The 14,424-nt window shown below is 39.6% G+C and carries 16 protein-coding genes; 11 read left to right on the top strand and 5 right to left on the bottom strand.

What is annotated here, in order from left to right; all coding sequences use genetic code 11:
* Positions 1-101 precede the first annotated feature (101 nt).
* Complete coding sequence (locus PYW30_RS02625; RefSeq protein ID WP_017370844.1) at positions 102-299, bottom strand: hypothetical protein; 198 nt, start codon at positions 297-299, stop codon at positions 102-104.
* Positions 300-443: 144 nt separating this feature from the next.
* Here PYW30_RS02625 and PYW30_RS02630 point away from each other — a divergent pair, with 144 nt between their 5' ends.
* Complete coding sequence (locus PYW30_RS02630; RefSeq protein WP_004258961.1) at positions 444-1,235, top strand: MurR/RpiR family transcriptional regulator; 792 nt, start codon at positions 444-446, stop codon at positions 1,233-1,235.
* A 71-nt stretch (positions 1,236-1,306) separates the two neighbouring features.
* Here the strand turns inward: PYW30_RS02630 and PYW30_RS02635 are convergent, their stop codons facing one another.
* Positions 1,307-1,864 carry a histidine phosphatase family protein gene (locus tag PYW30_RS02635; RefSeq protein WP_004258956.1) on the bottom strand — a complete coding sequence of 186 codons (558 nt, stop codon included), beginning with the start codon at positions 1,862-1,864 and terminating at the stop codon, positions 1,307-1,309.
* 304 nt (positions 1,865-2,168) lie between these two features.
* Between PYW30_RS02635 and PYW30_RS02640 the strand changes: the two genes are divergently transcribed.
* The 9 genes from PYW30_RS02640 (at position 2,169) to phoU (ending at position 10,421) form a co-directional block, all read left to right on the top strand.
* On the top strand, positions 2,169-3,602 hold the full coding sequence (locus tag PYW30_RS02640; RefSeq protein ID WP_019299834.1) for a 6-phospho-beta-glucosidase: 1,434 nt from the start codon (positions 2,169-2,171) through the stop codon (positions 3,600-3,602).
* Positions 3,603-3,669: 67 nt separating this feature from the next.
* Positions 3,670-4,137 (top strand): SsrA-binding protein SmpB, encoded by a 468-nt coding sequence (gene smpB / locus PYW30_RS02645; protein ID WP_004258950.1) that lies wholly within the window; start codon positions 3,670-3,672, stop codon positions 4,135-4,137.
* Positions 4,138-4,316: 179 nt separating this feature from the next.
* A complete protein-coding gene (locus PYW30_RS02650) occupies positions 4,317-5,210 on the top strand; it encodes a PstS family phosphate ABC transporter substrate-binding protein (RefSeq protein ID WP_004258947.1) in 894 nt (297 codons plus the stop codon).
* A gap of 228 nt (positions 5,211-5,438) precedes the next feature.
* On the top strand, positions 5,439-6,290 hold the full coding sequence (locus PYW30_RS02655; protein ID WP_004258942.1) for a phosphate ABC transporter substrate-binding protein: 852 nt from the start codon (positions 5,439-5,441) through the stop codon (positions 6,288-6,290).
* A gap of 14 nt (positions 6,291-6,304) precedes the next feature.
* Positions 6,305-7,228 carry a phosphate ABC transporter permease subunit PstC gene (gene pstC / locus PYW30_RS02660; RefSeq protein WP_004258934.1) on the top strand — a complete coding sequence of 308 codons (924 nt, stop codon included), beginning with the start codon at positions 6,305-6,307 and terminating at the stop codon, positions 7,226-7,228.
* Positions 7,228-8,115, top strand: a complete 888-nt coding sequence (pstA, locus tag PYW30_RS02665) for a phosphate ABC transporter permease PstA (protein WP_004258930.1) — start codon at positions 7,228-7,230, stop codon at positions 8,113-8,115. Before pstC ends, pstA begins: the two co-directional genes overlap by 1 nt.
* Before the next feature lie 18 nt (positions 8,116-8,133).
* Positions 8,134-8,937, top strand: a complete 804-nt coding sequence (pstB, locus tag PYW30_RS02670) for a phosphate ABC transporter ATP-binding protein PstB (RefSeq protein ID WP_014024392.1) — start codon at positions 8,134-8,136, stop codon at positions 8,935-8,937.
* A 13-nt stretch (positions 8,938-8,950) separates the two neighbouring features.
* On the top strand, positions 8,951-9,712 hold the full coding sequence (gene pstB, locus PYW30_RS02675; protein WP_004258923.1) for a phosphate ABC transporter ATP-binding protein PstB: 762 nt from the start codon (positions 8,951-8,953) through the stop codon (positions 9,710-9,712).
* Between the two features lie 55 nt (positions 9,713-9,767).
* Positions 9,768-10,421, top strand: a complete 654-nt coding sequence (gene phoU, locus PYW30_RS02680; RefSeq protein WP_003134981.1) for a phosphate signaling complex protein PhoU — start codon at positions 9,768-9,770, stop codon at positions 10,419-10,421.
* 33 nt (positions 10,422-10,454) lie between these two features.
* On the opposite strand, the gene serS is transcribed toward phoU, so the two are convergent.
* Positions 10,455-11,726, bottom strand: a complete 1,272-nt coding sequence (gene serS, locus PYW30_RS02685; RefSeq protein ID WP_004258917.1) for a serine--tRNA ligase — start codon at positions 11,724-11,726, stop codon at positions 10,455-10,457.
* A gap of 344 nt (positions 11,727-12,070) precedes the next feature.
* Between serS and PYW30_RS02690 the strand changes: the two genes are divergently transcribed.
* A complete protein-coding gene (locus PYW30_RS02690) occupies positions 12,071-12,748 on the top strand; it encodes a YitT family protein (RefSeq protein ID WP_004258912.1) in 678 nt (225 codons plus the stop codon).
* A gap of 71 nt (positions 12,749-12,819) precedes the next feature.
* Here the strand turns inward: PYW30_RS02690 and PYW30_RS02695 are convergent, their stop codons facing one another.
* Positions 12,820-13,200 (bottom strand): DUF956 family protein, encoded by a 381-nt coding sequence (locus tag PYW30_RS02695; RefSeq protein ID WP_004258908.1) that lies wholly within the window; start codon positions 13,198-13,200, stop codon positions 12,820-12,822.
* A gap of 105 nt (positions 13,201-13,305) precedes the next feature.
* A complete protein-coding gene (locus PYW30_RS02700; RefSeq protein ID WP_042218841.1) occupies positions 13,306-14,403 on the bottom strand; it encodes a PTS system mannose/fructose/sorbose family transporter subunit IID in 1,098 nt (365 codons plus the stop codon).
* Between the last annotated feature and the right edge of the window lie 21 nt (positions 14,404-14,424).

The raw sequence follows: 14,424 nt of genomic DNA on the forward strand, positions 1-14,424 counted from the left end.
GCTTAACTAAAAGTTTTTTATGTTCTGCGGAATATTAATATTAGCGTCAAGAAAAATATCGTGACATAAAAAAAGCTCCTAAGTGGGAGCTTTTGATAAATTTAGTTTTCATTCTTCATTTCCACTGCGTGTTCCAGCAAGATATTATCGTATTTTTTGGAAAAGGGCCAGTAGATCACGATAAATAGAAGGCGCAGGGCAGTTTGCCAACCTTCAACTAATAAACTGGAGAGGGTTGGTGAAGGAGTCCAAGGAGCGACAATACCTGTAGTAAATGGGGGAATAATTTCTCTACTCATTGCAACCTCAGTCAGCTGTCCTAAAATTGTTGGTCTAGAGATAGAAGGAATTGCCTTGACATTTGCTATTTGTTCCTAAATTTTGTAACAAAAATGTGATATACTGGAAGCTAAGTCAGGGAGGAAAGTGAGGAGAGGGAAAAGATGTTTGAAGACAATAAACTGCACGCGCTCAATGATTTGGAAAGTAAAATTTTTGAGGAAGTTGTCAAATCACCAGAAATTATTATGAACATGACCATTCGTGAATTTGCCTCGACCGTCCATGCTTCTCCTACGACAATTGTACGTATGACTCATAAGTTAGGTTTTTCAGGCTGGAATGAACTCAAAAATTATTTGCAAGAACAAAAACATCAAATTTTGATGAAAGCAGAAGATCCAAAGTATGATAATCTTCTTGCCTTTGAGCTCTTTACTAAACGTTTATTGAGCCCTGAATACACTGCCCTCATAGATGAAGCTGCAAAGCTCTTAGAAGAAACCGAGTATACGGTTTTTATGGGAGTGGGAACTTCAGGTGCTTTAGCCGATTATGGCACAAAATACTTTAATAATGCAGGGTTACCTGCATTTGAGGTCATTGATCCTTATCAACCACTCATGACAAACAATGCCAAAACAATGACAGTTGTTGCGCTCTCTATTTCTGGGAAGACCAACTTTATTATTGCTCAAATTATTGCCTATAAGAGAGATGGGGTTAAGGTTATTGCCATCACTAATGAAGCAAATAATACAATGGCTAATATGGCCGATGTTTCTATCCCCTATAATGTGGCACATGAGGGTTCAAAGGTCCACGCTTTAGGAAATTTAACGACACAACTTCCTGTAATGGCTATTTTAGAACAATTGGCGCATAAGACCCAAGAAAGACGTCAAAATAAGAAAGATAAACGGACAGAGGAAACATTTAAAAGCAACTTTATTTAAAGTTGCTTTTTATTTATTGAATAAATCAGTGGCTTGAGTAATAAAGTAGCCAGAGTGTAGGCATGGCTTTTTTATAAGAGTGAGAGTGATTCGATAAAAGTAAATATTCCTTCATCATAAGTAAAATGAAGACAAGCCAAGTTACCGAGCGGCATAGGGGGTTGACTTTCAAAGTTAAAAACTTTCTCCTGAGTAAAAAAATGCATGGCTGCACCATGTGAGAGGGCAAAAACCTTATCGTGCTTGTTTAAACACTCTGACAAACTTTGGTACATCCGCTCAGAAACCTGGTGACTGCTTTCGCCACCAAAATTTTTAAAATATGTCGTCTTATCCATGGGCTCCAAGTAATTGCTATGTCCCTCATAGACTCCAAAATTCATTTCTTTAAGACCTTTCAGGCGGCCGTATTCTTGATTGGGAAATAACAATTCCAGAGTGTCAGAAGCACGTTCTTGTGTGGAAGAGTAGAAGGCATCAAAGCAAAGTTGTTTTGCTCGAAGTCGCTCTCCAGCCTTAAGCGCATCCTCGATTCCTTTTTGTGTCAGTGGCGAATCACTCCAACCTTGCGTGCGCCCTTGCACATTAAATAGAGTTTGCGCATGGCGCATTAAATACAATTCTTTCATTAAGAACTCTCCAATTGTTTATTTGTGCATTTATTATACCGTTTTCAAAAGATGTAAGCAAACGCTCTCAGGAATTCTTTCACTTTATTAAGGCATTGAATGGAACAGTGTGTTGTCTGTATTTAAGAGGAGTTCCCCAAATAATAGGGGGTGTTTTTTAGCTTTTTGTTTCAAGAAATAGGAACAGAAATTCCTTATTTTCAACAGATTGTCCTCATAATATTTGCTATAATAAAAATATTGTCAGCGCCTACATTTTGACAATGTATCTGTAAAAAATATTAATTATACAAAGGAGTATAAAATGCCATTATCTAAAGATTTTCTCTGGGGCGGCGCAACAGCTGCTAACCAATATGAAGGCGGCTGGGATCAAGGTGGTCGAGGACTTGCTAATGTAGATTTAGCCCCACACGGCTCACATCGTGAAGCCATTATTTTAGGACTTGAAAAGCATTTACAACCGGAAGAAGGACTTTTCTATCCCGGGCACGAGGCTATTGATTTTTACAACCACTGGCAAGAAGATATTGCTTTGTTTGCTGAAATGGGGTTCAAAACTTTCCGTATGTCTATTGCTTGGTCACGGATTTTTCCAAAAGGTGACGAAACTCAACCTAACGAAGAAGGAATAATGTTTTATGAAAAAGTCTTTAAAGAGCTGCGTAAGTATGATATTGAACCTTTAGTAACCATCACGCACTTTGACATTCCGATGCACTTAGTAACAGAATATGGGGGGTGGCGTAATCGTCGACTGGTTGATTTTTACGAAAACTTAGTCACAGTTCTCTTTACACGTTACAAAGGCTTGGTCAAATATTGGCTTACCTTTAATGAAATCAATATGCTCTTGCATGCTCCGTTTATGGGCGCAGGTGTTTATATTGAAGAAGGGGAAAATCGGGATCAAGTCCTTTTTACAGCGGCACATCATGAACTTGTCGCCTCAGCCTTAGCGACAAAAATTGGCCACCAAATAGACCCAGAAAATAAGATTGGCTGTATGGTGGCTGCGGGAGATTACTATCCTTGGGATTCTAAACCAGAAAATGTCCGTGAAGCACTCGATAAAAACCGTGAGAACCTTTTCTTGATTGATGTACAAGCACGTGGCAAATATCCAAATTATTTCTTGAAACAACTTGAACGTGAGGGGCTTACTTTACCTCTTCTTGAAGGTGATGAGGAACTGCTTGCTCAGAATACTGTTGATTTCGTATCCTTCTCTTACTACTCAAGCCGTGTTGCAAAAGTTCAGGAAGAAGGGGATGAAGAAACTTCAGGTAATATCTTTGCCTCGGTTAAAAATCCTTACCTTAAAGCATCTGAATGGGGCTGGCAGATTGATCCTGTGGGTCTACGCACAACAATGAACACGCTCTATGATCGCTATCAAAAACCACTTTTCATTGTTGAAAATGGCTTAGGGGCTATAGATAAACCAGATGAAACAGGTTATGTAGCAGATGATTATCGTATCGCTTATATGGCTGAACATATCGCAGAAATGATCAAAGCAGTCGAGTTAGACGGTGTTGAACTTTTGGGCTATACTTCATGGGGGTGTATTGACTTAGTATCGGCTGGAACTGGCGAGATGTCTAAACGTTATGGATTTATCTATGTTGATCGTGATGACCAAGGGAATGGGACTCTAAAGCGTACGCCGAAAAAATCCTTTGACTGGTATAAAAAAGTGATTGCTTCAAATGGGCAAGATTTAAGCAATAGCTAATCGAAAAATTTGGAGCTAAACTTTTGAAAGAAAAGCAACATCCCTACTTTTTTGCTATAATGAAATTATGGTAAAAAATACAGTAGATAAGCCCCTGGCCCAAAATAAAAAGGCCCGGCATGATTATGAAATTTTTGAAACGTTTGAGGCAGGCATTGTTCTAACTGGAACAGAAATCAAATCGGTGCGTCAAGCAAAAATTCAACTTAAAGATGGGTTTGCTCGGGTACGAGATGGTGAAGTGTGGCTGTCCAATGTTCATATTGCACCTTTCGAGCAAGGTAATATCTTCAATGTGGATGAATTACGCACACGTAAACTTTTACTTAATAAAAAAGAAATTACGAAGATTGAGAAGGAGTTGACAGGAACAGGGATTACTTTTATTCCTTTAAAAGTTTATCTGAAGAATGGTTTTGCCAAGGTTTTAATGGGTCTCGCACGAGGAAAAAAACAGTACGACAAACGTGAAACACTCAAACGTAAAGAACAAAACCGAGATATTGCCCGTCAAATAAAGGCCTACAATCGCTAAAAAGCAAGAGACAGTCGTTTCTTGCTTTTTTTGTAGCAATAATAAAAAGTAAAACCATTTACTTAGCGTTTACCTAGTATTTACTAAGCATTTACAATTGGAGGTGGCCAACAGTGTTAAGATAGTATTGTAAGCAAAAGAGCTTACGCAGAATATAGAAAATTATTGGAGAAAATCTCATGAATAAAAAGTTACTTTCTGGAATTATCGCTGGTGCAGCTTTGTTGACGCTTGCAGCTTGTGGAAATGGCAATTCATCATCTAATAGCAGCTCAGAGGGCTCAACGCCAGCTTCAGGTAAAATCATAGCTGGAGGTTCAACAGCTTTGCAACCTATGGCTCAACAAGCTTCAACTGAGTATACAGCTAAAAAACCAGAAGTTCAAATCACTGTACAAGGTGGTGGATCCGGTGTAGGTTTGACTCAGGTCTCAACAGGAACCTTCCAAATCGGTAACTCTGACATCTTTGCAGAAGAAAAATCAGGAATTGATGCTTCTAAATTGAACGATCATAAAGTAGCTGTCGTTGGATTTGCTCCAATTGTAAATAAAGATATTAATATTGACAATCTCTCAACACAACAACTTAAAGATGTCTTCACGGGTAAAGTGAAGAACTGGAAGGAAGTTGGAGGTCCGGATGAAAAAATCACAGTTATCGGACGTGCAGCAGGTTCAGGTACACGTGTGAACTTTGATAATTTGGCTCTTGGTGGTGAAAAAGAAGTAGAGGGTCCAACGCAAGATGCCTCAGGTACAGCGGTAACGATGGTCTCTCAAACACCAGGTGCGATTTCTTACGTTGCTTTTTCTTACCTTGATAAGAGTAAAGATATCAAAGCAGTCAGCATTGATAATGTAAAACCAACAGATGAAAATGTTGCGGACAACAGCTACAAAGTTTGGTCATACGAACACATGTATACCAATAAAGATAAAGAAACAGCAGCTGAAACAGATTTTATCAAATACGTTACTGAAGATACAAAAACAATCAAGGAACTTGGCTATATCCCAGTTTCTGATATGAAAGTTGAACGTGACGCTCAAGGAAAAATCACAAACAAATAAGAAGCAAGATTGAGCAGAGTAAAGCATTAAATTTTCTTTTCATACCCCTGACTTTACTGCACAAAAACTTATGCTTTTAAAGAATCCTTGTTCTTAATGATAATGTAAAGAGCAAGAGTACTTGAGCCGTGTCTCAGGTGCTCTCTTTGCCGTTCCGTTTACAAACTATTTACATTGTAAACGGTAAGCTTTTCCTTATTTATGGTTGATTTATGCTAAAATAAGGATATGAAAAAGAAAATTTTAATGGCTTTATTTGCAGCAATGAGTCTTGTGACTTTAGCGGCATGTGCGCCCAACTCAAATCAAGTTACAGTAGGTGGCTCAACGGCAATGAAACCACTGGTTGAACAAGTTTCCCTGGACTATATGAAGAAATATCCAGAAGATATTATTATGGTTCAAGGTGGGGGCTCTGGTGTCGGACTTGCACAAGTTGTCGCAGGTTCTTTCCAAATTGGTAACTCAGATATCTTTGCTGAGGAAAAGTCCGGAATTGATGCCTCTAAAATTACAGGGAATAAGGTTGCAGTTGTCGGTTTTGCACCAATCGTGAACCGAAATCTGGACCTCTCCAACGTCACTCAAGACCAACTTATTGATATTTTCACGGGGAAAGTAAAAAACTGGAAAGAAGTGGGTGGTCCAGATCAAGAAATTACGGTTATCGGACGGACAGCAGGTTCAGGAACACGTGTTAATTTTGATAATCTTGCCTTGAATGGTGCGCGTGAAATTGATGGCCCTACACAAGATGCTTCCGGTTCGGTTGTTCAATTAGTTGGTCAAACACCAGGTGCAATCTCATACGTTTCGTTCCCCTATATCCACAAACCAGGAATTAAACCATTGAACTTGGACGGGGTTGAACCTACAGATAAAAATGTACTGACCAACAAGTGGAAAATTTGGTCTTACGAACATATGTACACCAACAATAAAAATGAGAACTTTGTAGAAAATCGCTTCATCAACTATGTTAAAAATGACAAAGTAACGCTGAGAAAACTCGGCTACATCCCTGTAACAGAGATGAAAGTTGATCGTGATTATAAAGGTAAAGTTACACCAATTAAATAATTAGTAAGGTAGTTATGGAAAACTCAAAAATTAAAGAAAAATTACTTTCAAGCTCAAAAGATTCGCGCTTGGAAAAATTTGGTAGGACATTGACATTCTTGTGTATCGCAATTATCGTTTTTGTCGTTGGACTTATTCTGGTCTTTGTCGCTCAAAAAGGTCTTTCAACTTTCTTTGTGGATGGTGTGAATCCGTTCCGTTTCCTCTTTGGAACACACTGGGAGCCTGGAGCAATTGGCCCTGACGGGAAACCTGCGGTTGGAGCTTTACCGATGTTTGCGGGATCTTTAATCGTTACGGTGCTTTCAGCTTTAGTGGCGACACCTTTTGCCATCGGTGCAGGAATCTATATGACAGAAATTTCGCCAAAATATGGTGCGAAAATTTTACAACCGGTTATTGAACTTTTGGTAGGTATTCCTTCAGTTGTTTATGGATTTATTGGTTTGACGGTTGTTGTACCTATTATACGTAATACATTTGGTGGAACGGGACTTGGTTTGCTTGCGGGTGTGTTTGTACTCTTTGTTATGATTTTACCAACGGTTACTTCAATGACTGTCGATGCGCTTAAAGCCATCCCACCTCATTATCGTGAAGCTTCACTTGGTTTAGGTGCAACACGTTGGCAAACCATTTGGCGTGTTTTACTTCGTGCTGCAGCACCTGGGATTTTAACTGCGGTAATCTTTGGTATGGCGCGTGCCTTTGGTGAAGCCTTGGCTATCCAAATGGTTGTCGGTAATGCTGTAACAATGCCACAGGATCTGGTTTCTCCGGCTTCAACTTTAACTTCAATTTTGACATCAGGTATTCCAAATGCGACACCAGGTATTCAATTGAATGCCCTTTGGTCACTTGGACTCCTCCTTCTCCTCATGTCATTGGTATTTAACATTGCGATGCGTGCTATCGCTAAGAAAGGGAGCCTTAAATAATGAATGCAAAACGCACAGATAAAATTGCCACTGGCGTGCTCTATGCACTTTCAGGCATCATTGTTGCAATACTCGCTTTTCTCTTGATTTATATTTTGGTTAAAGGTTTACCTTTTGTATCTTGGGAATTCTTAACAACGCCTTCAAATCCATTGACTGGCGGCGGTATTGCTGTTCAACTTTTTAACTCAGTTTACTTATTAGTTGTGACTCTAATTATCTCAATTCCACTTTCATTGGGTGCGGGAATTTACCTTTCAGAATACGCCAATCAAAAACATTGGTTGACTGGTGCAGTTCGCTCAGCGATTGAGGTCTTATCATCACTCCCTTCAATCGTTGTGGGTCTCTTCGGTATGTTACTCTTCGTGATTCAGTTTGGGCTTGGTTTCTCTGTCTTATCCGGTGCCCTCGCACTTACAGTTTTCAACCTCCCTTTGATGACACGTAATGTTGAGGAATCACTCCGTGCTATTCCAACAATGCAACGTGAAGGTGGCTTGGCTCTTGGTTTATCAAAATGGGAAACAGCGACTAAAGTCATCTTGCCAGCAGCTGTACCGGGGATTTTAACAGGGGTTATCTTATCTTCAGGCCGTGTATTCGGTGAAGCGGCGGCCTTGATCTATACTGCGGGTCAAACCAACTTGCCCATCAACTGGGCCAACTGGAATCCTATGTCATTGACAAGCCCCTTGTCACTCTTCCGTCCTGCTGAAACATTGGCCGTACATATTTGGGCTTTGAATACTGAAGGAACAATCGCAACAGCAACTCAGATTTCTGCAGGAGCTTCTGCAGTACTGATTATCTTTGTTTTGCTGTTCAACCTTGGGGCACGTTTCCTCGGAAATCGTCTCCACAAGAAACTCACATCTGGAAATTAGTAAGGAATATAGAAAAATATGGCAACTTATGATTGGAACGAACGTCACATTTTGACTTTCGACAAAAATATCGCTCTTTCAACAAACGATTTGCGGGTTTTCTATAATGGCACAAAAGAAGCAATTCACGGTGTCTCTATGCAATTTCCTAAAAATCAAGTGACGGCTTTAATTGGCCCTTCAGGTTCTGGTAAATCAACTTATCTCCGCGCACTCAACCGTATGAATGATACGATTGATGGTGCACGAGTAACAGGTGAAATCATGTATGAAGGGGTCAATATTAGTGACCCTAAAGTCAATGTTTACGAAGTCCGTAAACAAATCGGTATGGTTTTCCAAAGACCAAATCCTTTCCCAAAATCAATCTATGAAAATATCGCTTTTATCCACCGTCGTGAAGGGATAAAAGACAAGAAAAAATTAGATGAAATCGTGGAAACTTCCCTTAAGCAAGCCGCTTTATGGGAGCAAGTTAAGGACAATCTAAACAAGTCCGCTTTGGCACTTTCTGGTGGACAGGCACAGCGTTTATGTATTGCGCGTGCCCTTTCAGTTAAACCAGAAATCATCTTGATGGATGAGCCGGCCTCAGCTTTGGACCCTATTTCTACAATGCAAATTGAAGAAACCATGACCGAATTGAAGAAAGACTATACGATCATTATCGTGACGCACAATATGCAACAAGCCAGTCGTGTTTCTGACTATACGGCATTCTTCTATTCAGGCGACTTGATTGAATACGATGAGACAAGCAAAATCTTCACACAGCCAAATCTTAAAGCGACAGAAGATTATGTTTCAGGACACTTTGGATAATCGAGAGGACAATATGACAAAAGAAGCAATTTTAACAGTCAGCGACCTTTCGCTGTATTATAGTAAGAAAAAAGCGCTCAATCAAATCAATATGGAATTCTATCCTAATGAGATTACAGCACTTATTGGCCCCTCTGGATGTGGGAAATCAACACTTTTGCGCTCGATTAACCGCATGAACGATTTAATTCCAACCGTAACAATTACGGGCGCAATCATGTACAAAGGCCATAACATCTACAGCCCCAAAGTGGATACCGTAGATCTTCGTAAAGAAATCGGCATGGTCTTCCAGCAACCTAATCCTTTCCCGTTTTCAATTTATGAAAATGTTGTCTATGGTTTGCGTCTCAAAGGTGTAAAAGACAAGGCTTTGCTCGATGAAGTTGTTGAGAATTCGCTTAAGGCCGCAAATATTTGGGATGAAGTAAAAGATATTCTTCATACTTCAGCACTTGGTTTATCTGGTGGACAACAACAACGTGTGTGTATCGCACGTGTGCTTGCTGTCAATCCTAAAATTATCTTGCTTGATGAGCCAACGTCAGCCTTAGACCCGATTTCGGCAGGACATGTAGAAGAGACACTTTTAGAACTTAAAGAAGATTATACTTTAGCTATTGTTACGCACAGCATGCAACAAGCTTCACGTATCTCTGATCGTACTGCTTTCATGCTCAATGGTGACTTAGTTGAAATGGACAACACGAAAAAAATCTTCCTTAACCCTGAAAAACAGGAAACAGAAGATTATATTGCGGGTAAGTTTGGATAATATGGTATGATGTAAGGAGCACCTATTGCTCTGAGCTTAGTTAAGAGGAGAAAAAATGTTACGTACACAATTCGAAGAAGAACTCAATAAACTTCACAACCAATTTTATTCAATGGGAACACAAGTATCTGCACAATTGAATAAAGCAGTTCGTGCCTTTGTGAGTCATGATCGTGAGTTGGCAGAAGATGTCATCACAAGCGATGAAATGATTAACCAATTGGAAACTAAATTAGAAACAAAATCACTGGAAATGATTGCGTTGCAACAACCGGTTTCAGGGGACTTACGTACGATTATCACAGTACTTAAAGCTTCAAGTGACTTGGAGCGTATGGGCGATCACGTGACTTCAATTGCCAAAGCGGCAATCAACCTTAAAGGTGAAGAACGTATCCATGAAGTCGAAGAAGATATTTCCCTGTTAGGTGAAAAAGTAAAATCAGTCGTTGACGCTTCATTGAATGCTTATATTCAAGGCAATGACAAACGCGCTCGTGAAATCGCGGATCAATACCAAACAGTTAAAAACATGAGCGGTGAAATCCAAGAAAAAATCTTGGAAGCGATGAAAGAAAATACAGAAACAATCACTACAGGTAAAGATTACTTGATGACTCTTGTTTTCTTAGAACGTATCACTGGCTATGCTGTCAATCTTTGTGAATGGATTGTTTACTTGAAATCCGGGAATATCGTTGAGTTGTAAAATAAAAAACTTGCTTTTGCAAGTTTTTTTCTTTTATTTAATAACTTCTAAACCACCCATATATGGACGAAGGACTTCAGGGACAGTTACTGAACCGTCTTCGTTTTGATAGTTTTCAAGGATGGCAGCAACTGTACGACCGACCGCAAGACCAGAACCATTTAAAGTGTGAAGTAGGTTCACTTTGCCGTCTTCATCACGATAGCGGATTTGGGCACGGCGTGCTTGGAAGTCTTCACAGTTTGAACAACTTGAAATTTCACGGTAAGTGTTTTGAGCTGGAATCCAAACTTCCAAGTCATAAGTTTTAGCAGCAGAGAAGCCCATATCACCTGTAGAAAGTGCGATGACACGATAAGCTAAACCGAGTTTTTGGAGAATGTTTTCGGCATTGACAACCATTTTTTCTAGTTCATCGTAAGATTCCTCAGGGCGAGCAAATTTGACCATTTCAACTTTATGGAACTGGTGCAAACGAATCAAGCCACGTGTATCACGTCCAGCTGAACCAGCTTCAGAACGGAATGAAGGAGACATTGCTGTGAAGTAAACCGGAAGTTCAGCATTATCCAAGATTTCACCACGGTAGTAGTTGGTCAAAGGTACTTCAGCCGTAGGAATGAGCACAAAACCGCGGTCATCATTTACTTCAAAAGTATCTTCTTTGAATTTTGGATATTGACCTGTACCGAACATAGACTCTTGATTGACCATATAAGGTGTAATCATTTCAGTATAGCCTTCTTTAGCATGTTCGTCTAACATAAAGTTATACAAGGCACGCTCTAAACGCGCCCCAGCGCCTTTATAGAAGAGGAAACGAGAACCTGTAACTTTACCGCCACGTTCCCAATCAAGGATGCCAAGAGACTCTCCTAAGTCCCAATGAGGCTTAGGCTCAAAGCTGAACTCAGGCGCTTGGCCATGACGACGAATTTCGACATTATCATCCTCATCAGCACCTACAGGCACATCGTCATGTGGCAAGTTAGGGAGCGTTGTTGTATATGTAGTCAACTTTTCTTCGATATCTGCAAGCTCAGCATCAATGACTTTAATATCGGCAGAAACTTGTTTCATGGCAGTGATTTTTTCAGATGCATCACCTTTTTCACGTTTAATCAACGCGATTTCATCAGATACGGCATTACGTTCTTTTTTCAAGTTCTCAGATTGTACGATCAGTTCACGACGACGTACATCGAGTTCATGGAGTTCTTGCAGTGTTTCCTTTTTAACACCACGTGTTTCCAATTTTGCGGCTACTCCGTCAAAGTCTGCACGGATTTTTTTGATATCAAGCATAAAATCTCCTTTTTAATATAAAATAAAAAGCCCTAATTCTCCATAAAGAAGAATTAGGGCGCTATTAGCACGGTTCCACCTAAATTTCCTGTCATAGGGACAGGACTTTAGTTCCCTTATCGCGAGAAACACGTTCCTACTTTCATAGGATAAAATCAAGCAAGAAGCAGAATGTTTAAAGAATCTTTACTTGTTTTCACCAACCACAAGCTCTCTCGGAAAAGATAGTCTCAAAACTGACTTCTATTGTCATTCTATCAGAAAATTTAAAACTTTGCAAGCGCCTCATAAATCATTAGTGCTTTGAAATTCTAAATGGTATTATAGAATAAAGGGGGGGAACGATGTCAATCATTGGAGTAAAGATAGATAAGCAGTTTATAAAAGATTTAATTGTTCTTATTATAGGAGTGGGTTTCTATATTTTATCGGTAAGACTTTTTGTTATTCCTAATTATTTGGCAAGTAATGGGATTGCAGGTTTTTCAGTATTTGTTGATTTTGTTTTTGGAATCAATCCAGCACTGACTTTCTTTGTCGTCAACATTCCCTTGTTCCTTTTTGGTTGGAAGCTGTTGAGCCGAAGAGAACTTTTGTTGAGTGTTCCTGGTGCTGCTGCGATGAGTTTATGGATGCTGGCCTATGAGGCGATGGGAATTAACGGTTTTCAATTTAACCAAATTATTTTCGCTGGCATTTCTGACGGTATTTTATCAGGAATAGGAGCAGGACTTGTTGTAGTATCCAACGGAACTTTCGGTGGTTCAATCCTCCTGAGTCGAATTATGGAAGATCGCTGGCAATTTACGATTGATCGTGTCTTATTTGGTATTGATATCGTCGTTATGGGACTATCTTTAGTGACTTATCTGGCCTTTCCAAACTTTGCTGTCACTCTCTTGTCATGCTATATTTTTAGCAAAGTCACACGCTTTATTGGGCGGAAAGATTACCGTGATAAGATTTTAGATGTTCTATATTTTAATTTATTTAGACGTGAAAGAAACAGAACAGATACTTAACCTAGAAAATCATGGTGCATGTGCAGTATGTTTTTTTTTGTCAAAAAATAGCCTCAAAGGGAGGCTATCTATTATTTCTTTTTACGACGGAAGAGGCTAAAGAATTTATCAAAGAATCCTTTTTGACGGACGACTTTTTCATTTCCAATATATTGTCGGATGTATTTTAAGACAGTTCCAGACTCTTTGGCAGCAAAACGAACTTTCTGCTCATTACGAAAGACAATAATAAACTGACGTCCAATTTTTACTTTTCCATTTTTGGAAACAGAAACATCACCTTCCACACGTTTAATAGAGGCCCAAGGGAATTGCATGTTTTTTTCAACATTTGTATCATTGAAAAACTCGAAAGCTCGGTCTCCAATCATAATTTTACCATATTCAGCAAAGCCAAGATAAGCAATACCAGCAGTGGTAAAGTCGACTTTAGTATTCAGTGATTGTGCCAATTTAGTGCTCCTAACGATATTATAATATATTTATTATATCAAAAATAATCTTAATAAAAAATCGCCGCGAGTACACGACGATTTTGTTCTTGTTTTAAAATCTTATTAAGCAAGACCTGCAACGTGAAGTACGATACCAAGAACGAACATACCAATGATGATGAACAATGGTGCGTTTTTGTTTTTCCATTTGCGCAAGATCCAAAGAACAAGGAAAGTCAAGAGCAATGCGATAAATCCAGGAATTAATGAATTGAACACGTCTTGAAGTGATTGTGTTTGTTCTGGGCTCAAGCCAAGACCAGATGATACTTGACCTAAGATGTTGTGCAATGTAGAACCATCAACTGTGTTAAGTTGATCAACAGTTACGTAATGTGCGAAACCGCCTTGACCAGCAACACCGTTACCAACACCGTTACCTGCTTGGTCTAACCAATCAAACTTAGCAACACCGTCGCCTGTAGTACCTGTTTGGGCACCTTGAACAACGACTTTACCAGCTTTATCGATCCATTCACCAACGTAAGCACCATCTGCCAAAGGTTTAGATGGGAGCATAGCGTTAGGACCAGTGAAGCTGATGTTAACCCAACGTTGGATCAATACACCAAGGATGAACATACCAAGGATAGATGCACCTTTAGTAATTTGTTGAAGCATTCCTCCACCGAGGTCGCTTGTAATTGCAGTACCTTGTTTGTAACCAAACTCTTGTGTATACCACAAGAAAGCGATACGGATTGCATTCCAAACAACGAAGAAGAAGATTGGAGCGATGATAGAACCACCAGTTGCAAGTGAGGCAGCGATGGCACCAACGATAGGACGTACTGTGAACCAGAAGACAGGGTCACCGATACCAGCGAGAGGTCCCATCATACCGACTTTCACACCTTGGATAGCTGCTTCATCGATTTCGACACCGTTAGCGATTTCTTCTTCAAGGGCCAATGTAACACCGACGATAGGTGCGGCTACATATGGGTGAGTATTGAAGAACTCCATGTGGCGTTTCAAAGCTTCTTTAGCTTCTTCAGAACCTGGTTTGTAGAACTGTTTCAATGCAGGGATGATTGAATAGAGGAAACCAAGGTTTTGCATACGTTCGTAGTTCCAAGAACCTTGAAGGAACATTGAACGGAACATAACGCTCAAGCGTGTGTTTTTAGAAAGGCTAAACTTTTTATTTGTATTTTCCATTTTTATAAAATCTCCTTCCTA

Origin of the sequence: Lactococcus garvieae subsp. garvieae (assembly GCF_029024465.1) — a bacterium.
In the GTDB taxonomy this organism is placed as follows: Bacteria; Bacillota; Bacilli; order Lactobacillales; family Streptococcaceae; genus Lactococcus; species Lactococcus garvieae.

Coding starts and splice junctions, on each gene's coding strand:
- PYW30_RS02625 (WP_017370844.1), bottom strand. CDS start 299: ATGAGTAGAGAAATTATTCCCCCATTTACTACAGGTATTGTCGCTCCT.
- PYW30_RS02630 (WP_004258961.1), top strand. CDS start 444: ATGTTTGAAGACAATAAACTGCACGCGCTCAATGATTTGGAAAGTAAA.
- PYW30_RS02635 (WP_004258956.1), bottom strand. CDS start 1,864: ATGAAAGAATTGTATTTAATGCGCCATGCGCAAACTCTATTTAATGTG.
- PYW30_RS02640 (WP_019299834.1), top strand. CDS start 2,169: ATGCCATTATCTAAAGATTTTCTCTGGGGCGGCGCAACAGCTGCTAAC.
- smpB (WP_004258950.1), top strand. CDS start 3,670: ATGGTAAAAAATACAGTAGATAAGCCCCTGGCCCAAAATAAAAAGGCC.
- PYW30_RS02650 (WP_004258947.1), top strand. CDS start 4,317: ATGAATAAAAAGTTACTTTCTGGAATTATCGCTGGTGCAGCTTTGTTG.
- PYW30_RS02655 (WP_004258942.1), top strand. CDS start 5,439: ATGAAAAAGAAAATTTTAATGGCTTTATTTGCAGCAATGAGTCTTGTG.
- pstC (WP_004258934.1), top strand. CDS start 6,305: ATGGAAAACTCAAAAATTAAAGAAAAATTACTTTCAAGCTCAAAAGAT.
- pstA (WP_004258930.1), top strand. CDS start 7,228: ATGAATGCAAAACGCACAGATAAAATTGCCACTGGCGTGCTCTATGCA.
- pstB (WP_014024392.1), top strand. CDS start 8,134: ATGGCAACTTATGATTGGAACGAACGTCACATTTTGACTTTCGACAAA.
- pstB (WP_004258923.1), top strand. CDS start 8,951: ATGACAAAAGAAGCAATTTTAACAGTCAGCGACCTTTCGCTGTATTAT.
- phoU (WP_003134981.1), top strand. CDS start 9,768: ATGTTACGTACACAATTCGAAGAAGAACTCAATAAACTTCACAACCAA.
- serS (WP_004258917.1), bottom strand. CDS start 11,726: ATGCTTGATATCAAAAAAATCCGTGCAGACTTTGACGGAGTAGCCGCA.
- PYW30_RS02690 (WP_004258912.1), top strand. CDS start 12,071: ATGTCAATCATTGGAGTAAAGATAGATAAGCAGTTTATAAAAGATTTA.
- PYW30_RS02700 (WP_042218841.1), bottom strand. CDS start 14,403: ATGGAAAATACAAATAAAAAGTTTAGCCTTTCTAAAAACACACGCTTG.